We start from the raw sequence: 20,589 nt of genomic DNA, 5'->3' as shown, positions 1-20,589 counted from the left end.
CTCCCGTCCGTCACCCCGGCGCAGGCCGGGGTCCATCGTGCCACACCCGGCACCATTGACGCGTGCTCCGCGCACGCGGCCCTCATCGTCGCGGTGCTGCCGCGTCCCGGTCGCGTCCGGCGAAAAACCCGTTCAAAGTGTCAAAACTGTCAACCGTTCCCCGCTCACCCTGATCGAACCGTTTCGCTTGAGCGAACGGCTTTGCGCCACTAAGTCGGCAGCATGACCTCGACGAACGATATCCGCCGCTCCTTCCTCGACTATTTCGAGGGTCAGGGCCATGCCCGCGTCCAGTCCGCGCCGCTGGTGCCGCACAACGATCCGACGCTGATGTTCGTCAATGCCGGGATGGTGCCGTTCAAGAACGTGTTCACCGGCCTTGAAACCCGGCCCTATTCCACCGCCACCTCGTCGCAGAAATGCGTGCGCGCCGGGGGCAAGCACAATGATCTCGACAATGTCGGCTACACCGCCCGGCACCACACCTTCTTCGAAATGCTGGGTAATTTCAGCTTTGGCGATTATTTCAAGGAACAGGCGATCCTGCACGCCTGGACGCTACTGACCCGCGAATGGGGCCTGCCTGCGGACAAGCTGACCGCCACCGTCTATCACACCGACGATCAGGCGTTCGACCTGTGGAAAAAGATCGCGGGCCTGCCCGAAGAACGCATCATCCGCATCCCGACCAAGGATAATTTCTGGGCGATGGGCGCGGACGGCCCCTGCGGCCCGTGCTCGGAAATCTTCTACGATCATGGCGACCATATCTGGGGCGGCCCGCCCGGATCGCCGGAGGAGGATGGCGACCGCTTCGTCGAAATCTGGAACCTCGTCTTCATGCAGCATCTGCAGGAAGCGGACGAGATTGTCGGTGACCTGCCGCGGCCCAGCATCGATACCGGCATGGGGCTGGAACGGGTCGCTGCGGTGCTTCAGGGCGTCCACGACAATTACGACACCGACACGTTCAAGGCGCTGATCGCCGCCAGCGGTGCGCTGACCGGATCGGCCACCACGGGCGATCATCAGGCGAGCCACCGCGTTATCGCCGATCACCTGCGCTCTGCCGGCTTCCTGGTCGCCGATGGTGTGCTGCCCGCCAATGAAGGGCGCGGCTATGTGCTCCGCCGCATCATGCGCCGCGCGATGCGTCATGCGCATCTGCTGGGTGCAAAGGATCCGCTGATGCACCGTCTGGTGCCGGAACTGGTCGCGGAAATGGGCGCTGCCTATCCGGAACTCGTCCGCGCACAGCCGCTGATCGAAGCGACGCTGCTGCAGGAGGAAACCCGGTTCCGCCAGACGCTGGCCAATGGCCTCAAGCTGCTGGACGAAGCGACGGCGGAGATGGGCGAGGGCGATACCCTGCCCGGCGAAACCGCGTTCAAGCTCTACGACACCTATGGCTTCCCCTATGACCTGACCGAGGATGCGCTGCGCCCGGCCGGGATGAGCGTTGACCGCGCCGGGTTCGATGCCGCGATGAAGCGGCAAAAGGACGCCGCCCGCGCCGCATGGAAGGGATCGGGGGCCAAGGCCAGCGACGATGTCTGGTTCGACATTGCCGAGGAACAGGGCGGCACGGAGTTTACCGGTTACGTCTCGACTGAGGGGGAGGGACAGGTGGTCGCCCTCGTCAAGGATGGCGCCCGCGTCGACCGGGCCGGGCCGGGCGACAGCGTGATCGTGCTGACCAACCAGACACCATTCTATGGCGAAAGTGGTGGCCAGACTGGCGATGCCGGGATCATCAGCAATGACAAGGGCTTGCGCGTCATTGTTGACGATACGTCGAAGCCGCTTGGCCGTCTGCACGCCCATCAGGCCCGCGTCGAGGCTGGCGAGATTGCGGTAGGTGACACGGTCAAGCTTGCCATCGATGTCGAGCGCCGCGACGCCATCCGCGCCAATCACTCGGCCACGCACCTGCTGCACGCTGCACTCCGCAACCGGCTGGGCGGTCATGTCACGCAAAAGGGCTCGCTGGTCGCCGCCGATCGCCTGCGCTTCGATTTCTCGCACCCCTCGGCGCTCAGCCCTCAGGAAATCGCGCTGATCGAGGCGGATGTGAACGCCGAAATCCGCGCCAACGAAACGGTCAGCACCCGGCTGATGACCCCCGACGACGCCATCGCCGCCGGTGCCATGGCGCTGTTCGGTGAGAAATATGGCGACGAGGTCCGCGTGCTGTCCATGGGCCGGCTGACCGACCGGCATTATTCGGTCGAGCTGTGCGGTGGCACTCATGTCCGCGCCACGGGCGACATTGCGGTGTTCAAGATCGTCAGCGAAAGCGCGGTTTCCTCTGGCGTCCGCCGGATCGAGGCGCTGACCGGGGAGGGCGCTCGTCTCTGGCTCGCCGACCGCGATGCCAAGCTGCGTGAGGCTGCGGCTGCGCTGAAGGCCGCGCCGGACGAGGTGCCCGCCCGCGTCGTCAGCCTGATGGAGGAACGCAAGCGGCTTGAGCGCGAGCTTGCCGAGGCGAAGAAGGCACTGGCGCTGGGCGGTGGCGGTGCGGCTGCGCCTGCCGGTCCCGAACAGGTTGCCGGTACCAGCTTCATCGGTCAGGTGCTCGACGGCCTCGACCCCAAGGCGCTGCGCGGTGCGGTGGACGAGGCAAAGGCGCGGGTCGGCAGCGGTGTTGTCGCGCTGGTCGCGGTCAATGACGGCCGCGCCTCCATCGCGGTTGGCGTCACGGACGATCTGGTCGGCCGGTTGAGCGCCGTCGATCTGGTCAAGGCGGGCGTGGCTGCGCTCGGCGGTCAGGGTGGCGGTGGCCGTCCCGACATGGCTCAGGGCGGCGGACCCGACGGGACCAGGGGCGCGGATGCGCTGGCAGCGGTAAAGTCTGCGATGGAGGGGGTCGCCGCGGCGGCCTGATCCGCCGGGTTAGAACGGGCTCTGGCGGACCTTTCCTTCGCTGGCCCGCATCGGCATGGCGTCGATCGTCTGGAACAGCTGGCGGGCGCTGACCGGCTCGGCCGAGCGGAGCTTTACGCCGCCGTCCTTGCCGATCAGGATCAGGGTGAACGGCCCCTCCGGTTTCAACCGGCGGCGCAGATCGTCCGCCGGCGTGCTGGTGCCGCTGACCCGATCACCGATCACCTCGATCAGGTGCAGGTCACGCTCCGCCATGCCCATCCGGTCGCTCAGCATCCCCCGCTGTCGCGCCGCGCTGCCTTCGTCGTCGGCAAACAGGACGATGACCCGCTTCTCCCACCGCATCGCCTCCAGCGTCGGGGCGGACTGCAGGGCGAGCGCGGCGATCAGGGTGGGAAGAGCGGTCATGGCGTCTTGAACGCCTCAGCCCGCCTGAGGCTCCGCATTGCGCATCCGGATCAGCCCTTCCTGGCTGACGCTGGCCACCATCCGTCCGTCGCGGGTGAAAATCTGCCCCCGGTTGAACCCCCGCGCCGCGCCTGCCCATGGACTGTCGCAGTCATAGAGCAGCCAGTCATCGGCGCGAAACGACTGATGAAACCACAGGGCGTGATCCAGGCTCGCCGTTTGAAACCCCTGCGTCATCCAGTTGACCCCGTGCGGCAGGGTACAGGTGCCCAGCAGCGTCATGTCGCTGGCATAGGCCAGGATCGCCCGGTGCAGCGCCGGATCGTCGGGCAGGGCAGTCGCGGTCTTCAGCCAGCTTGCCTGACGCGGCGGCCTGGGATCGGGGCGGAACCAGTCACGCGGCTGGCACGGGCGGATCTCGATCGGCCGGGCACGCAGAAAAAAGCGGCGCAGCTTTTCCGGCACCTGCGCCTCGATCTCGGCGCGCAATTCCCGCTCGGATCGCAGCGCCTCCGGCATCGGCACGTCGGGCATTGCATCCTGATGCGCCATGCCCGCTTCCTCGATCTGGAAGGATGCAATCATGTTCAGGATCGGCTGCCCGCCCTGCGATGCGATCACCCGGCGATTGGCGAAGCTGCGCCCTTCGAAATCGCGGACGACGCGATAGATGATCGGGTGCCGCTCGTCGCCGGGCCGCATGAAATAGGCGTGGAGGGAATGGCAGACCTTGTCCTCCACCGACCGCTGGGCAGCCTGCAAGGCCTGCGCGATCACCTGCCCGCCGAACACGCGGCCGACGCCCTCGGGCTGGCGCGCACCCCGATACAGGTCGGTGTCGATCCGTTCGACATCGAGCAGCGCGATCAGCTGGGCGACCAGCCCCTCGGCCGTATCAGCGCGCCGTTGGTCCGTCATGTCCGGTCCATGTTCAATATCCCTCAGCCTCGGCAAGGGCATTGGCATGGAAATTCGCATCGCCGAACAATTCGGCCAGCACGCGGGCGCGCTTCATGAAAAAGCCGACATCATATTCGTCGGTCATGCCAATGCCGCCATGCATCTGAACCGCCTCCTGCACCGACAGGGTGGTTGCCATGCCGGTCATTGCCTTGGCAACGGCGATGGCGTTTTCCGACTCGTCCGACCCGGTGTCGAGCAGCTGCTGCGCTTTCAGCACCGCGGCCCGCGCTACTTCCATCTCGGCGTAAAGATGTGCCGCGCGGTGCTGAAGCGCCTGAAAACTGCCGATCAGGGTGCCGAACTGCTTGCGCTGCTTCAGATAGTCGACGGTCATGTCCATCGCCCCTCCGCCCACACCGATCAGCTCGGCAGAGGCACCGGCGCGGCCGGCGGCGAGCAGGCGACGAAGCGGTCGATCGTCATCCACTTCGCCCACCACCGCGTCCGCATCCACCTCGACTCCGTCCAGCGTCAGGCGGCTGGCCAGGCTGGCATCGGCAAGCCGTTGGGGGTCGATGGTCAGTCCCGCCGCCTTTGGATCGACCACGAACAGCGTCGGCGCCGCGTCCTCCGCCGTGGTAGCGGCGATCAGCAGCAGGTCGGCGGCATGGGCGTGGTGGACAAACTGCTTGGTGCCCTTCAGGCGAAAGCCGTTGCCCGATCGTTCGGCGCGCATGGCGACCCGCCCTGTGAACTTTGCCCCTTCGTCCACGGCGATGGCAGCCACGGTCTCCCCCGCCACGATGCCGGGAAACCAGCGATCCGCGTGCGCCGAGCCTTTCATCGCCTCGACCGCGGCAACCGCAGTGGTCAGAAAGGGGGAGGGCGTCAGATTCCGCCCGATTTCCTCCAGCACCACGCCCGCCTCGACATGGCCCAGGCCCAATCCGCCCTGCGCCTCCGGCACCAGCATCCCGGCAAAGCCCATCTCACCGAACTGCCGCCACAGATCGCGGGAAAAGCCGGTCGCATCCTGTGCATCGCGCAGCGCCCGAAGGTGACTGACCGGCGCGGTTTCGCTAACGAACTGGCGTGCGGTATCGGCGAGCATCGCCTGTTCTTCGTTCAGAAACAACGGCATGGATCAGTTCCCGTGCATCCCGTCGCCCGGATCAGGCGCCGGGCAATTCCAGTATCCGCTTGGCGACGATGTTCAGCTGAATCTCGCTGGTGCCGCCCTCGATCGAATTGGCCTTGCTGCGCAGCCAGCCCCGCGCCTTTGCGCCGCCTGCCGATCGCTCGCTTTCCCATTCCAGCGCGTCGCTGCCGCCGGCCGACATCACCAGTTCCTGCCGCCGCTTGTTCAGCTCGGTACCGACATATTTCATCATGCTCGGCTGGGCAGGGTGAGCGCGCCCAGCCTTCAGCTCGTCGATGAAGCGTTCGGACATGGCGGAAAAGGCATGGGTCCGCACCCGGAACTCGGCGATGGCCGCCCGCAGCAGCGGATCGGCCAGCCGCCCGCGATCGTCCAGCCCGATGGTCGCGATCGCCCCGGCGATCAGCGGGTCGTCGCCGCCCGACTGGCCCAGGCCCATGCCGGAAATCATCTCCCGCTCATGGCCCAGCAGATATTTGGCGACGTCCCATCCCTTGTTCAGCGCGCCGACCAGATTGGCCTTTGGCACGCGCACATTGTCGAAAAAGGTTTCGCAGAATGGCGAATTGCCGCTGATCAGCAGGATGGGCTTGGTCGAAACGCCCGGCGTGTCCATGTCGAACAGGACGAAACTGATGCCGCCCTGCTTGCTGTCCCGAGACGTGCGAACCAGGCAGAAAATCCAGTCCGCCTGATCGGCATAGCTGGTCCACACCTTTTGTCCGTTGACGATGAAATGATCGCCCGCATCCTCCGCGCTGGTGGCAAGGCCGGCCAGGTCGCTGCCCGCGTTCGGCTCCGAATATCCCTGGCACCACCGGATTTCACCGCGCGCGATTTTGGGCAGGTGCTCCAGCTTTTGCGCCTCGGTCCCGTATTTCAGCAGCGCCGGGCCAAGCATGGATATGCCGAAACTGCGCAGCGGCAGTCGGCAGTTCAGCGCAGCCATTTCCTCGCGGAGCACCTTGGCCTCTGCGGGCGACAGGCCCCCGCCGCCATATTCGGTCGGCCAGTCCGGCACGGTCCAGCCGCGCGCGGCCATCGCATCCAGCCATTCCCGCTGACCCGGCTGATAAACCGCGCGGCGGCCGCCCCAGCAGATATCCTTTTCGGATCGCACGGGCGCACGCATTTCCGCCGGACAATTCGCCTCCAGCCAGGCACGAGTATCGGCGCGGAACTGGGTCAGGTCGGTCATGGACAGTCTCCCGGTCATATCCTGCAGGGGGATGGGCGATACCTCAGCGATTGAACCGCTCGCCCTTCTCCGCCTTTTCGCGCAGCAGCGGGGCGATCTCGAAGCCATGCTTTTCCATGCCGGCGACGATCTTTTTCGCGCCCTCCAGATCGGCCCAGAACATCGGTCCGCCGCGATAGGGGGGCCAGCCATAGCCATAGACCCAGACGACATCGATGTCCGACGCCCGCTGCGCCTTGCCCTCGGCCAGGATCAGCGCGCCTTCGTTCACCATCGGATACAGTGTCCGCTCGACAATTTCCTCATCGGTCACGTCGTGCTGCGGCGTGCCGGTCTTGTCGCGCCATTCCTGAATGATCTCGGCAACGCGCGGGCTGGGCGACGGATTGCGCTTGTCGTCATAGTCATAGAACCCGGCGCCTTTTTTCTGGCCCCAGCGTTCCTCGGCGCACAATTGGTCGCGAATATCCTCGATCCGGGTCGGGTCGCGGTGCCAGCCGATATCGACGCCTGCCAGGTCGGCCATCTGAAACGGCCCCATCGGCATGCCGAATTCGACATGGACCCGGTCGATCTGTTCCGGCGTCGCGCCTTCCAGCAACAGGCGGTTGGCCTCGATCTGGCGCGGCATCAGCATCCGGTTGCCGATAAAGCCGTGACAGACGCCGGCGACGACCGCCACCTTGCGGATCTTCTTGGCCACCGCCATCGCCGTTGCCAGCACATCGTCCGCCGTCTTGTCGCCGCGCACGACCTCCAGCAGCTTCATGATATTGGCGGGGGAAAAGAAGTGCAGGCCCAGCACATCCTGCGGCCGCGACGTGCTGGCCGCAATCTCGTTGACGTCCAGATAGCTGGTGTTGCTGGCTAGGATCGCGCCCGGCTTGGCAATCCGGTCCAGCTTGCCGAAAATGTCCTTCTTCACGTCCATGTTTTCATACACGGCCTCGATGATCAGGTCGCAATCGGCCAGGTCTTCCAGCGACAGGCTGGGCTTCAACAGGCCCATTGCGCCTTCCACCTGTTCGGCGGTCATCCGGCCCTTGGCGGCGGTCGCCTCGTAATTCTTGCGCATCGTGCCCGTGCCGCGATCCAGCGCGTCCTGCTGCATTTCCACGATGGTCACCGGGATGCCGGCGGACAGGAAGTTCATCGAAATGCCGCCGCCCATCGTGCCTGCGCCGATCACGCCGACGCGGTTCACCGGGCGCAGGGCGATATCCTCGGCAATGCCGTCGATCTTTGATGCCTTGCGCTCGGCAAAGAAGATGTGGCGCAGCGCCGCCGACTGCACGCCGAACATCAGCTTCATGAACGACTGGCGTTCGATCTGCACACCCTCGGCATAGGGCATCTTGGTCGCCGCCTCGACACAGGCGATGTTCGCCTCTGGCGCATCCAGGCCGCGGAAGCGCCGGGCATTGGCCTTGCGAAAGCCCTCGAACACCGCCGGGTCGTGCGCCAGCGGATTTTCGGAAACCCGCGGGATCGGGCGCACGTCCTTGACCTCATTGGCCAGCGCCAGGGCATCGGCGATAAGGCTGTCCTCGCCCGCCAGCAGATCGACCAGCCCCGCCTTGTGCGCATCGCCGGCCGAGATCGGATCACCCTTCGTCACCATTTCCAGGGCAAGTTCAACGCCCGCCGCACGCGGCAGCCGCTGCGTGCCGCCGGCACCGGGCAACAGGCCCAGCTTGACCTCTGGCGTACCCAGCTTGGCCGAAGGGACGGCGATCCGGTAATGGCTGGCCAGCGCAACTTCGCAGCCGCCGCCAAGCGCCGTTCCGTGGATCGCCGCGATCACCGGCTTGTCCAGCGCCTCGATCCGGTCGACCAGTTCGGGCAACAGGGGCTGGACCGGCGGCTTGGTGAATTCGGTGATGTCGGCACCGGCGAAAAACGTCTTGCCGCGACAGGCGATGATCACCGCCTTTACCCCATCGTCGGCCGCTGCCGCCTCGATCCCTTCGGCCAGGCCGATCCGCACCGCCGCGCCAAGGGCGTTCACCGGCGGATTGTCGGACCACAGCACCAGCACATCGCCATGCCGTTCCTGGGTGATGGGGGATGATTCGGTGGTCATGCACGCTCTCCGGTCAAAGGTCCCGCAGTCCGTAGCGTCAGCATACCCCGAATTCGAAAGGGCGTGTCGCGCCAACTGCGAAGTTGCATCATCTATCGCCTTGAGCTTGCCTAAAATCAACACTAGCCTTGGGTTGATAGGGCGAAAACGCCCATCGGCCCGATGGACTGGCAATGAAGTGGAGAGCGTGCCGTGCATTCCGAAACGCCGATTGCGATTCCCGATGGCTGGCCCCGCATGTCGCTGGATCAGGTCCGCGCACTGCTGACTGCGCCGGGTCAGAAGTTCGAGATGGCGACGGAGGTGATCCGCGGCGTGGAAACGCGCGTGTGGAAACAATGCCCGCCATCGCTGCCGATGCTGCTGCATTTTTCGCGCAGCCATGGCGCGCGGGAATGTGCGATCCTGAATGACGAACGGGTCACCTATGACGCGATGTTCCGCGCCTCTGCCCATCTGGCCACGCAATTGAAGGCGATGGGCGTGGAAAAGGGCGACCGGGTCGCCTTTGTCATGCGCAACCTGCCCGAATGGATCGCCATCTTCTTTGCCGTGACGGCCATCGGCGGTGTCGCCGTGCCGCTCAACGCTTGGTGGACGGGGACCGAGCTGGAATATGGCCTGACGGATTGCGGGGCAAAGGTCGCGATTACCGACGGTCGGCGGCACCGCGTGCTTGCCCCGCATTATGCGCACTGCCCGGATCTGACCCACGTCATCGTCACCCGTGCCAAGGATCCGCTGGTCCATGGCGAACTGGCGATGGAAACCCTGATCGGTGCGCCGAACGACTGGGCGGCGTTGCCCGATGTTCCGTTGCCGTTGGCCGATCTTCACCCCGATGACGACGCCACCATCTTTTACACCAGCGGCACCACCGGCGCGCCAAAGGGGGCGCTGGGCACGCATCGCAACATCCTGACCAACATCCATTCCACCTTTTATTCGGCGGCCCGCGCAATGCTGCGTCGGGGCGAAGTGCCGCCGCCGGTGCCGGAGCCAAAGACCGGCCTGCTCGTCATCCCGCTATTCCATGTCACCGCCTGTTCGGCGTTCCTGATGGCGAATATGGCGCTGGGCGGCACCATCGTGATGATGCGCAAATGGGATGCAGGCGAGGCGCTGGCCCTGATCGAGCGGGAGCGGATCCACGCGACGGGCGGCGTGCCGACCATCGCATGGCAGTTGCTGGAACATCCTGACCGCGACCGATATGATCTCTCCACGCTGGAGGGCATTTCCTATGGCGGGGCGCCTGCCGCGCCCGAACTGGTCCGCCGCATCCATGCCGAATTCGGCGCGCTGCCCGGCAATGGCTGGGGCATGACCGAAACGATGGCGACGGTGACCAATCATCAGGGGGAGGAATATCTGGCCCGGCCGGACAGTTGCGGCCTGCCGGTTGCCGTCGCGGACCTCAAGATCATGGCCCCGGACGGCAGCGCCGAACTGCCGGTGGGCGAAGTCGGCGAGCTGTGGGCGCGTGGCCCGATGATCGTAAAGGGATATTGGAACAAGCCGGAGGCGACGGCCGAAACCTTTGTCGATGGCTGGGTGCGCACCGGCGATCTTGCCCGGCTGGATGCCGATGGGTTCTGCTACATCGTGGACCGGGCCAAGGATATCGTCATCCGGGGCGGTGAGAACATCTATTCGACCGAGGTGGAAAGCGTGCTGTATGCCCATCCGGCCGTCACCGACTGCGCGCTGGTCGGCGTGCCGCACCGGACGCTTGGCGAGGAACCGGCAGCGGTCGTGCACCTGTGCCCCGGATGCACCGCAAGCGAGGCGGAGCTTCAGGCTTGGGTGCGTCAGCATCTGGCCGGGTTCAAGGTGCCGGTGGCGATCCGCTTTGTCGACGATGTCCTGCCCCGCAATGCGCAGGGCAAGATCCTGAAAACGGAACTGCGCGGCCTTTTTGCGCCGGCCGCCGCCTAAAGCCGTGCGGTAAATCCGGCCCAGAGCTGGCGGGGACGCGCCCGTTCCAGCGCCGCGCCGCTGAAGCCCGTTGGCACCAACGCGTCGAACAGGTTTTCGCCCCGCAGCCTCAGGCTCAGGCTGGGCAGCAGCGGCACGTCGACCACCGCGTCCACCGTCGTTGCCGCATCAAGCGAGCGGCTGTTCTGATCATCCTCGAACGCCGCGGCGACATGGCGCAGCGTTGTCGATATCATCGCCCCGCCGCGCTGCCAGCTGATCGTGCCGCTGAACTGATGCGGCGGCACCTGTGCCGGGGCCAGGCCATCCAGCGGCGCCGACAGGTCCGCCCCGCGGACCTCCGCATCGACATAGGCATAGGATAGCCGGGCGCCGAATGCGCCGAACCGGGCGCTGGCGTCCACCTCCACCCCCCGGCTTTCAATCGCGTCCAGATTGTCGCGGCGGCGATAAAAACCGGCGGCCGACACGAACCCGACGCCCGGGAAATTGCCCGGCCCGCGCGCCACCGTCACATTGGCGATGGCGTTATCGAGCCGGTTGGAAAAGGCGGTGGCCGACAATGTCACCCCCGCCGCGGGGCGAAGGTCGATCCCGGCTTCCACGCCCTCCAGCACTTCGGGATCAAGCAGCGCGTTGGCGGCCGTCGCGTCGGCGCCCGCACGAAACGGGCGATACAGCTCATTCGGGGTCGGCAAACGCCATGCGCGATACGCCGCGGTGCGCAGCGTGACGGCCTCGACCGGCAGCCAGGCAAGGCCGATCCGGCCCGTCGTCTGCGTGCCCGACCGGTCGGCGAACCGCGTGTCGGTCAGCGCCGGGCCGGTTGTGCCCAGCGTACGTTCGGTCAGCCGCCCGTTTTCGATCCACCAGCCATCGATGCGGGCATCGCCCTCGATCCGGACCGGGCCAAGGCGCGCGCCCAGCGTGACGAAACCGCCCAGCGTCTGCGTCCGCCCACCGGCAACGCGGCGGCGCGTCGGCGACCCGGCGACATAGGTGAACAGTTCCTGCGTCTCGCCGTCGATCGAGCGGACATCGGCACCCAGCGCCAGCGTGACGGCATCGCCCAGCGGGGGCAGGATTTCAATGCGACCGCCAAGGCCGGTGGCCGGCGTATTCGCCTGATCCAGCGTCTGCGTCACGGTGGTGCGCGCATCATTGACGCTGGCAAACTGGCTGGAAAAGCGCCGCGTCTGCAAATAGGCGAGCGCGGACCATCGCCATGCACCCCGGCCGACCAGGCGCAGGCTGGCATCCGCCCCGTCGCTGCCGATCGCGGTGAAATCCAGTCCCCGGTCGCGCCGGTCGATAAAGGCCTGAACCGTGCTTTGCAGTTCGACGGATGGCACAACGGCGATCACGCCGCGCAGCGCGACGTTGGCCTGTTCGAACGGCGCGGCGCGGTCCACTGGTCCCCGCTGATCCTCGACAATCGGGATAAAGCCGTCCCCGCGCGCATAGGCCGCGGACAGGGTGGCAAAGCCGGTGCCACCGCGCAGCAATGCGCTGGCGCTGGCATCCACGGCATTGCGCTCGCCATAGGCGATGTCGGTGGTCAGGGACGAAAGCTGATCGGGTGCCGCGCTTTCCATCTCGATCACGCCGCCGATCGCACCGGAGCCCCAGGTGCCGCTGCCGCCGCCGCGCGTCACCCGGATCGCGCCAATCCGGTCGCTGGCATAGGCGGGAAAGGCGATCCACCCGCCGAACGGGTCGGCCTGCGGCACGCCGTCCAGGATCAGCAGCGCCCGGCTGGCCGCATTGCCGCCAAGCCCGCGCAGTGTGATCCCCTGTGCCGTCGGATTGGCCGATCGCGAATCGGCACGGCGAAAGGATTGCAGCCCGGCAATATCGGCCAGCGCATCCTCCAGCCGCCCGCTGGCCGTCGCCTCGATCCGGCCCCGGTCGATGGTCGTTTCCGCATCGCTGTCGCGCTCGTCCAGGCGCAGGCCGCGCCCGGTGACGACGATATCCTGATCTGCGGGCTGCGGTGCAGCCTCCGGCGAACCGATCGCCAGGGCAGGGGCGGTAAGAAGCAGGGTAAGCATGACAGGGCCTGTTCGATGCCGCACGGGGCGGGGCTGGGACGGAATGCCCCATGGATTGCGCGGCGGCGGTTTGGCAAGCGCCAACCGGCGCTACCGGGTCAACCGATCATGCGGCGAAGCACGCCATCCTTCAGAATGAAATGATGACGCAGCGCCGCCAGGATATGGCCGATGGCCAGCGCACCCAGCGTCAGGCCCAGAATCTCGTGCCCCTCATGCGACAATTCGTACAACAGGGTATCGCGGGTGACGGGCAGCTTGGCGACCGGGAACAGGCCGAACCAGTCGAGCGGCCGATTGCCCGCCGACGACATGGCATAACCCGTCAACGGCACCAGGATCATCAGCGCATAGAGCGCCCAGTGAATGACGGGCGCAACGCGGCGCTCCAGCGCGCCCATGCCGGCAGGTTCGGGCGGGGCAGGGTGGCCCAGCCGCCAGACCAGCCGCGCAATGCTGAGCGCCAGCACGGTCAGGCCGATCGACTTGTGCGTCGGCATCACCGGCCCGGTCACCTGCTGGATCGCATCGCCGAACAGGCCGAGTGGCAGGTTGATCAGGATCGCCACGGCAATCGCCCAGTGAAAGGCGCGGGCGACGGAGCCATAACGGGCGGTTGCGATCGACATCGTGCGATGATGCACGGCGACGGGGTCCCGGTAAAGCGCCGATGCGGTGGCAATGACGCGGCTTGCCCGTTAGAGATGACGTCATGCGTATCCATCCTCTGCTCATCGCCCTGATCCTGCCGCTTGCCGCGTGTGACGGCGGAACGCCCGCTGCCGATAATGGGGTTGATCCCGCTGCCAATGAAGCGACACCCGCGCCGCCCGCCGCGGCTGCGCTTTCTCCTCAGATTCCCGATGCCTTTCAGGGGATGTGGGACAGCGATGCACGCGCCTGCGCCCAGGATGTCAGCGAAATGCGCTTGACCGTCGCGGCGGACGGACTGCGCTTTTACGAAAGCGTGGCCAAGGTCGATGCCGTCGGCCGGCCCGATCCCCGCCGGATCGAAGTGGATGCCGCGGTGGAGGCAGAGGGCATGACGCAGGGACGGCATTTCACGCTCGAACTGCGCGGCGACGACCGGCTGGCCACCACCATCGACGGTGCGACGGCAGTGCGGGTCCGCTGCGACGATGGCGGACCGAAATAGGGCCAGTGCAATAGGGCCAGCGCGCCCGCTTCGACGATCACCAGACAATTGGGCGAAAGGGCCTGTATCCCACAATGACTGACATCACCCTGTATGGCATCCCCAACTGCAACACTGTTAAAAAGGCGCGGTCGGCGCTGAACGCGCAGGGCACTGCCCATGATTTTCACGATTACAAGAAAGCAGGCGTTCCTGAGGACCATCTGCGGCAATGGGTCGCGGCGAGGGGCTGGGAAACGCTGCTGAACCGGGCGGGCACGACCTTTCGCAAGCTGCCGGACGCAGAGCGCGAAGGGCTGGATGCAGAGCGCGCCATTGCGATCATGCTGGCCCACCCCTCCACCATCAAGCGGCCGGTGATCGAGCATCCTGGCGGCCTGATCGTGGGGTTCGACGCGGCGGCAATCGCTGCGCTGAACGGCTGACGACCGATTCATCCCCCTCGGCAACGCGCCGCCCTGAGGTTATGCTGCGCGCAGGGGAACGGAGAGGGGAGAATGCAGCATGATCAAGGTCGCATCGCGGGCACCGGCCTGGTTCTGGCTGACGGCAGCAATCCTGCTGGTCTGGAATCTGTTCGGCGTCATGGCCTTTTACATGGATATCACTGTCGGTCCGGAGGAAAGGGCGGCCATGCCTGATTATGACCGGATGCTGATGGATGCACGGCCGGCATGGCAGCTCTGGGCCTATGGCACCGCGGTATGGGGCGGGTCGTTCGGCGCCGTGGCGCTGCTGCTTGGTCGCCGGATTGCGCTTGGCTTGTTCATTATCTCCGCAATCGGGGTCGTGTTTTCGATGGGCTGGGCGCTGGTCGCCACCGATCTGATTGCGGTCAAGGGCGTGGTGACTGCTGCGGCATTTCCGGCCTTCATCCTGGCCGTAGCGCTGGCGTCGATCTGGTTGGCACGATCTGCGGCTCGTCGCGGCTTTCTGAAATAGCGCCGGAGCCTAATCTGCGCGCCAGTGAAAGACCTCCTCCAGCGGCTTGCCGAACACTTCGGCGATGCGGAACGCTGCTTCCAGGGTGGGGGAATACCGGCCCTGTTCGATGGCGGCGATCGTCTGGCGCGTCACGCCGATCCGCTCGCCCAGTTCGGCCTGCGTCATTTCGCCGGCCATGAAGCGCAGCGTGCGGATATGGTTGGACAGGCGCGGCTGGTCGGCCATGCTCAGACGCCCCGGCGAAAGGCGATGGCGGCGCTGCCATACCGAACCGCCTCGGCCAGGATGAACGCCCCGGCCAGCGCAAAGATGACGTCCGGCCCGTGCAACCCGATGTGCAGACCGACGATGGTCGCCACCAGCCCGACGACCAGCACCAGATAGGCGGTTGCCGTCGCGCGGTTGCCGATCGCCTTTTCCCGCTCATCGGCCGGGGCGCTTGCCTCGTCCGGCGCGCGGATCGACCAATAGGCGGTCATCGCGATCATCACCGCCACCTGCACCAACACGGCCAGGATGAACGGCCCGATCATCGCCATGCCGCGCGCACTGTGCGGGCTGCCCAGCAGATAGAGGAAGAAGCCGCCCCAGACGATAACGGTGCTGACCAGGGACACCCAGGCCAGCTTTTCCCGAAACGACATTTCACCCTCCATGTTCAACTTATAACACGCGATGTTATATATATCTAACATGAAGTCAATCGGAAATAACGTTACCGGCGCTCATCCCTTGGCGGCGGTCGCAATGCCGCCTAAGGCGCGGGCCATGTCCACGACCTTCACGATCGACACGGCAACCAGCCGCGCCAATCCGACGCCGGCCCCGATGAAGCGGTTGACGGTGCCCGCGATCCGCAAGCGCAAGGGGCCGGATGCCGAACCGCTCGTCATGCTCACTGCCTATACGGTGCGCATGGCTCAGCTGCTCGATCCGCATTGCGACATGCTGCTGGTCGGCGACAGCCTGGGGCAGGTGATCTATGGCTTGCCCTCGACCGTCCCGGTCACGCTGGACATGATGGCGGCTCATGGGGCAGCGGTGGTGCGCGGCAGCTATCACGCGCTGGTCGTCATCGACATGCCGTTCGGCAGTTATGAAGCATCCCCCGAACAGGCCTTTGCCAGCGCAGCGCGGCTGATGAAGGAAACGGGTGCGGCGGCGGTGAAGCTTGAGGGCGGGGTGGCCATGGCCCCGACGGTGCGGTTCCTGACCGAACGGGGTATCCCGGTAATGGGTCATGTCGGCTTGACGCCTCAGGCGGTGAACCTGCTCGGCGGCTATGGTGCGCGCGGTCGCAGTGCAGCGGAAGCGGCCAAAATCACGGGTGATGCTCAGGCGGTGGCCGATGCCGGTGCCTTTGCGGTGGTGATCGAAGGGGTGATGGAATCGATCGCCATCGACATCACCCGCGACATTGCGTGCCCGACGATCGGCATCGGCGCATCGGCCCAATGCGATGGCCAGGTGCTGGTGGCCGAGGATATGCTGGGCATGTTCGACCGCGTTCCCCGTTTCGTAAAGCGGTTCGACGATGTCGCCGGCCGCATTTCCGCCGCCGTTGAAGGCTATGCCGCCGATGTCCGGGCCCGCCGTTTTCCCGGCGAGGAACAGATTTACCGACCAAAGGATTGAGCGGCTTTCGTTTGGCGGTCCGCGCGGCTAAGGTCCGCCGCCACCGGGCATTCCCGACGTTATGGAGCATCACTTGGCGCTGACACCTCAGAATAATGACGCTTTCCTGCGCGAAGTGGACGAAGAGCTGCGGCGCGAGCAGGCCGCCGCCATTTTCCGTCGTTGGGGCAAGATCATCATTGCCGTCGTGGTGCTGAGCCTGGCCGCCTTTGGCGGCTGGCTGTGGTGGCAGCATTATCAATCGACCCAGGCGGCGGAACAGGGCGTCGAGCTCAGCAAGGCGCTCGATTCGCTGGCCAAGGGCAAGGCGGACGAGGCGACCAAGCCGTTGGCGGAATTGGCCGGATCGAATGTCGATGGCTATCGCTTTGCGGCGGTGTTCACCCAGGCCGACATCATGCTGGCCAAGAATGACCTGAAGGGCGCGGCGGCAAAGTTTGCCGCAGTGGCCAACGATACGGATCAGCCAGAGGCGGTGCGCAACCTTGCCCTGCTGCGTCAGACGCTGGCCGAATATGACACGCTGAGCCCGGATCAGGTCATCAACCGGCTGAAACCGATGGCGACCAAGGAAAGCCCCTATTTCGGCACCGCCGGCGAACTGACCGCGATCGCGCTGATGAGCATGAAGCGAGAGGCAGAGGCGGGGCGTATCTTTGGCGAACTGGCCAAGTCCGAGGATGTGCCGGAAACCATCCGGCAACGCGCGGTTCAGATGGCGGGGCTATTGGGCGTCGATGCCATCGACCAGAGCGCCGCCCAAAAGGCCGAAGGCGATGCGCCGGCCGCTCCCACCCAGTCCGAGGAAAAGAACGCGAAATGAAGATGACGGGCAAGGTTCTGCTTGCGGCGACGGCGCTGGCGCTGTTGAGCGGCTGCGGCGTTTTCGGCGGCAAGGGCAAGAAGCGGACGCCGGTGGTGGGCCAGCGCGTCCCCATTCTGGTCAGCGAGAATGAGGTGAAGGCCGATCCGACGATTGCCGCCATCGAGATACTTGTGCCGCCCGCGGCGACCAACGCGTCCTGGAATCAGCCGGGCGGCAATGCGTCCAAGTCGATGGGCCACCCGGCATTGGGTCAGAGCCTGACCCGCGCTTGGTCGGTCACGATTCCCGGCACGACCAAGTTCGTCCGTCTGGCCGCCGCGCCGGTTGTGGTGGATGGCCGTCTGTATGTGATGGACAGCGATGCCGTGGTGCACGCCTTTGCCGCGGATACGGGTACCAAGGTCTGGTCGCAGCAGACCTCGACCGAGGATGCCAACAAGCGGTCGCGCTTTGGCGGCGGCGTGAGCGTCGATGGCGGCCGCGTCTATGCGACCAACGGTATCGGCGAAGTGGTGGCGATGGATGCCACCAATGGCGCCCAGGTCTGGCGGTCCAAGCCGGGCGGCCCGCTGCGCGGTGCACCGACGCTGGCCAATGGCAATGTCTATGCGCTCAGCCAGGACAATCAGCTGTTCGCCCTGTCGCAGGCGGATGGCTCCGTCGTGTGGACGCAGGCCGGGTCGCTTGAGCCGCAGGGCGTGTTCGGCGTGGCTGCGCCTGCCGTAGCGCAGGGAACGGTCGTCACCGGCTTTTCCTCCGGCGAACTGAACGCCTATCGCTATGAAAACGGCCGCTCGCTTTGGGCCGACACGCTTTCGCGCACCACGATTTCCACGTCGGTTTCGGCACTGGTCGATATCGATGCCGAACCAGTGATCGATCAGGGCCGCGTTTATGCGGTCGGGCAGGGCGGGCGGATGGTCGCCGTCGAAATCCTGAACGGCCAGCGGTTGTGGGAACAGAATATCGGCGGCATCGCCACGCCCTGGGTTGCCGGCGAATGGATTTTCGTCGTGACCAGCGAGGCGCGTCTGGCCGCCGTTGCGCGGGCCAATGGCAAGGTCCGCTGGATCACGCAGCTTCAGCGGTATCGCAACGAAAAAAGCCGCAAGGGACCGGTCAACTGGGTCGGGCCGGTGCTGGCCGGCGGTCGCCTGATCCTGCTCAATTCGCGCGGCGAAATGGCGCAGGTGTCACCCACGGACGGCAGCGTGATTTCGACGACCGAAGCGGACAAGGGCGGATATACCCTGCAGCCCGTCGTCGCCGGCGACACCCTGTACACCCTGTCCGATGACGGTCGCCTGACCGCCTGGCGCTGAACCCGGCGCAAAGGCAGCAATCATGGCGCATCTTTTGCCCGTCGTGGCCATCATCGGTCGGCCCAATGTCGGCAAGTCCACGCTGTTCAACCGGCTGGTGGGCAAACGGCTGGCGCTCGTCGATGATCAGCCGGGCGTGACCCGCGACCGGCGTGAGGGCGAGGCGAGCCTGCTTGGTCTCGACTTCATGGTCATGGACACCGCGGGCTATGAAACCGAGGATGCGGCAACGCTTCCCGGCCGGATGCGCGCGCAGACCGAGGCGGCGGTGCGCGATGCCGATGTCGCCCTGTTCATGATCGATGCCCGTGCCGGCCTGACCCCGCTGGACGAGGAAATCGCGCGCTGGTTGCGCGTGTCCGACACCCCCGTCGTGCTGATCGCCAACAAGGCGGAGGGGCGAGCAGGCGAATCCGGCGTGATCGAGGCGATGGCGCTGGGCATTGGCGACCCGATCCCGATGTCCGCCGAACATGGCGAAGGCGTGGTCGACCTGTTCGAGGCGCTGCGCCCCTATTGCGAGCGGCCGGACGAGGATGGCGAGCCGGAGGAGCCGGAAGATCCCGATTCCGCGCCGCTGAAGCTGGCGATCGTCGGCCGCCCGAACGCCGGCAAATCCACGCTGATCAACCGCATCCTGGGCGAGGACCGCCTGATCACCGGGCCGGAGGCAGGGATTACGCGCGATTCCATTGCCGTGGACTGGTCATGGCAGGGGCGGCCGGTTCGCCTGATCGACACGGCGGGAATGCGCAAAAAGGCGCGGGTTCAGGAAAAGCTGGAAAAGCTGTCCGTTGCCGATGCGCTGCGGGCGATCGATTTTGCCGAGGTCGTCGTGCTGCTGCTCGACGCGACCAAGGGGCTGGAGCTTCAGGATCTGAAGATCGCGGACCGCGTGCTTCAGGAAGGACGCGCGCTGATCATCGCCCTGAACAAATGGGACGTGGCGGACGATGCCTCCAGCCTGTTCAACGGGGTGAAGGCTGCGCTGGACGAGGGGCTGGCACAGGCAAAGGGTATTCCGCTGCTGACCGTGTCGGCAGTGACGGGCAAGGGTATCGATACGCTGATCAAGGTGGCGTTCGAAACGCGTGAGGCATGGTCGCGCCGCGTCTCCACCGGCCAGCTTAACCGCTGGTTCGAACGGGCGATCGATGCCAACCCGCCGCCTGCACCGGGCGGCCGCCGGATCAAGCCGCGCTACATCACCCAGAACAAGACGCGCCCCCCGGCGTTCGTGCTGTTCGGGACGCGTGTCGATCAGTTGCCGGAAAGCTATCGCCGCTATCTGGTCAATGGCCTGCGCCGCGAATTCGGCTTTGGTGCCGTGCCGGTGCGCCTATCGCTGCGCGCGCCGAAGAACCCGTTCGACGACAAGGGATGACCCACCGGATCGACGCGCGCGGGCTGCGCTGTCCGTGGCCCGCGATCCGGCTAAGCCGTGCGCTGCGCGACGGCATGACCCCGCCCATCGAGATCGAAGCCGACGATCCCGCGGCAGAGGGCGAGATCCGGCTGGTCGCCAATCAGCATGGCCATGCAGTTGAAAAGATCGCAACCGGGCATTTCCGCCTGCCCTGATCCGTTGCCCTTAACCGTCTGATTACGCTTTTGGCGTTACACCGGCTGAGGTTTTAGACACGCGGATGGAGTATCCGATGGGGGAAAACGGGCCGGACGCCCTGGTTGACTGGACCGCCTTTTCTCAGGCGCGGACGGAACTTGGCGCCAATTTCGTCCGCATCCTCGGCTATTTCCGTGAAGACGGGACCAAGTCCGTCGCGGCGATCGAAGCGGCGATGCGGGCGCAAAATGCCACCGCCATGGTCATCCCCGCCCACACGCTGAAGGGAGAATCCCGTCAGTTTGGCGCAGAGCCGCTGGGCGAGCTTGCCGAAACGATCGAATCCATCGCCCGGCTCAGCGTCGAAAACCAGGACAGCCCGACTGCGGCGCTGGAACATATCGTCCAGCTGCGCCCACTGTTCGAGGCGACGCTGGCCCTGCTGGAGCGAGAGGCCAACCCGCTCGTCATGCGCAAGCCGCAGGGGTTCGGGCGGCGGGCGATGCCCACCGCCTGAT

General features: G+C 65.8%; 20 protein-coding genes. 11 read left to right on the top strand and 9 right to left on the bottom strand.

The window, feature by feature from the left end:
• Positions 1 to 222: 222 nt before the first annotated feature.
• Complete coding sequence (gene alaS, locus NYR55_RS03185) at positions 223 to 2,883, top strand: alanine--tRNA ligase (RefSeq protein ID WP_260019795.1); 2,661 nt, start codon at positions 223 to 225, stop codon at positions 2,881 to 2,883.
• 9 nt (positions 2,884 to 2,892) lie between these two features.
• Here the strand turns inward: alaS and NYR55_RS03180 are convergent, their stop codons facing one another.
• From NYR55_RS03180 to NYR55_RS03160, 5 genes are read right to left on the bottom strand one after another with little or no spacing between them, the layout of a single operon-like run.
• Positions 2,893 to 3,291, bottom strand: coding sequence for a DUF4174 domain-containing protein (locus NYR55_RS03180; RefSeq protein ID WP_260019794.1), 399 nt, complete (start codon positions 3,289 to 3,291; stop codon positions 2,893 to 2,895).
• A gap of 15 nt (positions 3,292 to 3,306) precedes the next feature.
• Positions 3,307 to 4,209 (bottom strand): acyl-CoA thioesterase II, encoded by a 903-nt coding sequence (locus tag NYR55_RS03175; protein WP_260019793.1) that lies wholly within the window; start codon positions 4,207 to 4,209, stop codon positions 3,307 to 3,309.
• 13 nt (positions 4,210 to 4,222) lie between these two features.
• Entirely contained in the window at positions 4,223 to 5,335 is a 1,113-nt protein-coding gene (locus NYR55_RS03170; RefSeq protein ID WP_260019792.1) for an acyl-CoA dehydrogenase, read from the bottom strand.
• Positions 5,336 to 5,366: 31 nt separating this feature from the next.
• Positions 5,367 to 6,551: an acyl-CoA dehydrogenase family protein gene (locus NYR55_RS03165; RefSeq protein WP_260019791.1), complete on the bottom strand. Its 1,185-nt coding sequence runs from the start codon at positions 6,549 to 6,551 to the stop codon at positions 5,367 to 5,369.
• 43 nt (positions 6,552 to 6,594) lie between these two features.
• Positions 6,595 to 8,634, bottom strand: a complete 2,040-nt coding sequence (locus NYR55_RS03160; RefSeq protein ID WP_260019790.1) for a 3-hydroxyacyl-CoA dehydrogenase NAD-binding domain-containing protein — start codon at positions 8,632 to 8,634, stop codon at positions 6,595 to 6,597.
• A 237-nt stretch (positions 8,635 to 8,871) separates the two neighbouring features.
• On the opposite strand from NYR55_RS03160, the gene NYR55_RS03155 reads away from it, so the two are divergent.
• Positions 8,872 to 10,572: a class I adenylate-forming enzyme family protein gene (locus NYR55_RS03155; RefSeq protein WP_260021534.1), complete on the top strand. Its 1,701-nt coding sequence runs from the start codon at positions 8,872 to 8,874 to the stop codon at positions 10,570 to 10,572.
• On the opposite strand, the gene NYR55_RS03150 is transcribed toward NYR55_RS03155, so the two are convergent.
• On the bottom strand, positions 10,569 to 12,623 hold the full coding sequence (locus tag NYR55_RS03150; RefSeq protein WP_260019789.1) for a TonB-dependent receptor: 2,055 nt from the start codon (positions 12,621 to 12,623) through the stop codon (positions 10,569 to 10,571). The genes NYR55_RS03155 and NYR55_RS03150 overlap by 4 nt on opposite strands.
• A gap of 98 nt (positions 12,624 to 12,721) precedes the next feature.
• Positions 12,722 to 13,252 (bottom strand): cytochrome b, encoded by a 531-nt coding sequence (locus NYR55_RS03145; protein WP_260019788.1) that lies wholly within the window; start codon positions 13,250 to 13,252, stop codon positions 12,722 to 12,724.
• 83 nt (positions 13,253 to 13,335) lie between these two features.
• On the opposite strand from NYR55_RS03145, the gene NYR55_RS03140 reads away from it, so the two are divergent.
• From NYR55_RS03140 to NYR55_RS03130, 3 genes are all read left to right on the top strand, one after another.
• Entirely contained in the window at positions 13,336 to 13,779 is a 444-nt protein-coding gene (locus tag NYR55_RS03140; protein WP_260019787.1) for a hypothetical protein, read from the top strand.
• Positions 13,780 to 13,853: 74 nt separating this feature from the next.
• Positions 13,854 to 14,204, top strand: coding sequence for an arsenate reductase (locus NYR55_RS03135; protein ID WP_260019786.1), 351 nt, complete (start codon positions 13,854 to 13,856; stop codon positions 14,202 to 14,204).
• A 79-nt stretch (positions 14,205 to 14,283) separates the two neighbouring features.
• Positions 14,284 to 14,721: a sugar transporter gene (locus NYR55_RS03130; protein ID WP_260019785.1), complete on the top strand. Its 438-nt coding sequence runs from the start codon at positions 14,284 to 14,286 to the stop codon at positions 14,719 to 14,721.
• A gap of 9 nt (positions 14,722 to 14,730) precedes the next feature.
• Here NYR55_RS03130 and NYR55_RS03125 read toward each other — a convergent pair whose 3' ends face one another.
• Together NYR55_RS03125 and NYR55_RS03120 are read right to left on the bottom strand one after the other, a co-directional pair.
• On the bottom strand, positions 14,731 to 14,949 hold the full coding sequence (locus tag NYR55_RS03125) for a helix-turn-helix transcriptional regulator (protein ID WP_260019784.1): 219 nt from the start codon (positions 14,947 to 14,949) through the stop codon (positions 14,731 to 14,733).
• A 2-nt stretch (positions 14,950 to 14,951) separates the two neighbouring features.
• Positions 14,952 to 15,368 (bottom strand): hypothetical protein, encoded by a 417-nt coding sequence (locus NYR55_RS03120; protein ID WP_260019783.1) that lies wholly within the window; start codon positions 15,366 to 15,368, stop codon positions 14,952 to 14,954.
• Between the two features lie 124 nt (positions 15,369 to 15,492).
• Here NYR55_RS03120 and panB point away from each other — a divergent pair, with 124 nt between their 5' ends.
• From panB to NYR55_RS03090, 6 genes are all read left to right on the top strand, one after another.
• Complete coding sequence (gene panB / locus NYR55_RS03115; RefSeq protein WP_260019782.1) at positions 15,493 to 16,359, top strand: 3-methyl-2-oxobutanoate hydroxymethyltransferase; 867 nt, start codon at positions 15,493 to 15,495, stop codon at positions 16,357 to 16,359.
• 73 nt (positions 16,360 to 16,432) lie between these two features.
• Positions 16,433 to 17,182, top strand: a complete 750-nt coding sequence (locus NYR55_RS03110; RefSeq protein ID WP_260019781.1) for a tetratricopeptide repeat protein — start codon at positions 16,433 to 16,435, stop codon at positions 17,180 to 17,182.
• A complete protein-coding gene (locus NYR55_RS03105) occupies positions 17,179 to 18,507 on the top strand; it encodes a PQQ-binding-like beta-propeller repeat protein (protein WP_260019780.1) in 1,329 nt (442 codons plus the stop codon). The genes NYR55_RS03110 and NYR55_RS03105 overlap by 4 nt, the downstream gene beginning before the upstream one ends.
• A 22-nt stretch (positions 18,508 to 18,529) precedes the next feature.
• Entirely contained in the window at positions 18,530 to 19,891 is a 1,362-nt protein-coding gene (gene der, locus NYR55_RS03100) for a ribosome biogenesis GTPase Der (protein ID WP_260019779.1), read from the top strand.
• Complete coding sequence (locus NYR55_RS03095) at positions 19,888 to 20,088, top strand: sulfurtransferase TusA family protein (RefSeq protein WP_260019778.1); 201 nt, start codon at positions 19,888 to 19,890, stop codon at positions 20,086 to 20,088. Before der ends, NYR55_RS03095 begins: the two co-directional genes overlap by 4 nt.
• Positions 20,089 to 20,153: 65 nt before the next feature.
• A complete protein-coding gene (locus NYR55_RS03090; RefSeq protein ID WP_260019777.1) occupies positions 20,154 to 20,588 on the top strand; it encodes an Hpt domain-containing protein in 435 nt (144 codons plus the stop codon).
• The last annotated feature ends 1 nt before the right edge of the window (position 20,589 follow it).

This window comes from Sphingomonas sp. BGYR3, from assembly GCF_025153455.1.
Lineage (GTDB): Bacteria > Pseudomonadota > Alphaproteobacteria > Sphingomonadales > Sphingomonadaceae > Sphingomonas.
Note: the sequence above shows the minus strand (reverse complement) of the source record. Positions and strands in the feature narration are given on the sequence as shown.

Excerpts from the sequence above, each read along its gene's own strand:
- alaS (WP_260019795.1), top strand. The coding sequence starts at position 223 with ATGACCTCGACGAACGATATCCGCCGCTCCTTCCTCGACTATTTCGAG.
- NYR55_RS03180 (WP_260019794.1), bottom strand. The coding sequence starts at position 3,291 with ATGACCGCTCTTCCCACCCTGATCGCCGCGCTCGCCCTGCAGTCCGCC.
- NYR55_RS03175 (WP_260019793.1), bottom strand. The coding sequence starts at position 4,209 with ATGACGGACCAACGGCGCGCTGATACGGCCGAGGGGCTGGTCGCCCAG.
- NYR55_RS03170 (WP_260019792.1), bottom strand. The coding sequence starts at position 5,335 with ATGCCGTTGTTTCTGAACGAAGAACAGGCGATGCTCGCCGATACCGCA.
- NYR55_RS03165 (WP_260019791.1), bottom strand. The coding sequence starts at position 6,551 with ATGACCGACCTGACCCAGTTCCGCGCCGATACTCGTGCCTGGCTGGAG.
- NYR55_RS03160 (WP_260019790.1), bottom strand. The coding sequence starts at position 8,634 with ATGACCACCGAATCATCCCCCATCACCCAGGAACGGCATGGCGATGTG.
- NYR55_RS03155 (WP_260021534.1), top strand. The coding sequence starts at position 8,872 with ATGTCGCTGGATCAGGTCCGCGCACTGCTGACTGCGCCGGGTCAGAAG.
- NYR55_RS03150 (WP_260019789.1), bottom strand. The coding sequence starts at position 12,623 with ATGCTTACCCTGCTTCTTACCGCCCCTGCCCTGGCGATCGGTTCGCCG.
- NYR55_RS03145 (WP_260019788.1), bottom strand. The coding sequence starts at position 13,252 with ATGTCGATCGCAACCGCCCGTTATGGCTCCGTCGCCCGCGCCTTTCAC.
- NYR55_RS03140 (WP_260019787.1), top strand. The coding sequence starts at position 13,336 with ATGCGTATCCATCCTCTGCTCATCGCCCTGATCCTGCCGCTTGCCGCG.
- NYR55_RS03135 (WP_260019786.1), top strand. The coding sequence starts at position 13,854 with ATGACTGACATCACCCTGTATGGCATCCCCAACTGCAACACTGTTAAA.
- NYR55_RS03130 (WP_260019785.1), top strand. The coding sequence starts at position 14,284 with ATGATCAAGGTCGCATCGCGGGCACCGGCCTGGTTCTGGCTGACGGCA.
- NYR55_RS03125 (WP_260019784.1), bottom strand. The coding sequence starts at position 14,949 with ATGGCCGACCAGCCGCGCCTGTCCAACCATATCCGCACGCTGCGCTTC.
- NYR55_RS03120 (WP_260019783.1), bottom strand. The coding sequence starts at position 15,368 with ATGTCGTTTCGGGAAAAGCTGGCCTGGGTGTCCCTGGTCAGCACCGTT.
- panB (WP_260019782.1), top strand. The coding sequence starts at position 15,493 with ATGTCCACGACCTTCACGATCGACACGGCAACCAGCCGCGCCAATCCG.
- NYR55_RS03105 (WP_260019780.1), top strand. The coding sequence starts at position 17,179 with ATGAAGATGACGGGCAAGGTTCTGCTTGCGGCGACGGCGCTGGCGCTG.
- der (WP_260019779.1), top strand. The coding sequence starts at position 18,530 with ATGGCGCATCTTTTGCCCGTCGTGGCCATCATCGGTCGGCCCAATGTC.
- NYR55_RS03095 (WP_260019778.1), top strand. The coding sequence starts at position 19,888 with ATGACCCACCGGATCGACGCGCGCGGGCTGCGCTGTCCGTGGCCCGCG.
- NYR55_RS03090 (WP_260019777.1), top strand. The coding sequence starts at position 20,154 with ATGGAGTATCCGATGGGGGAAAACGGGCCGGACGCCCTGGTTGACTGG.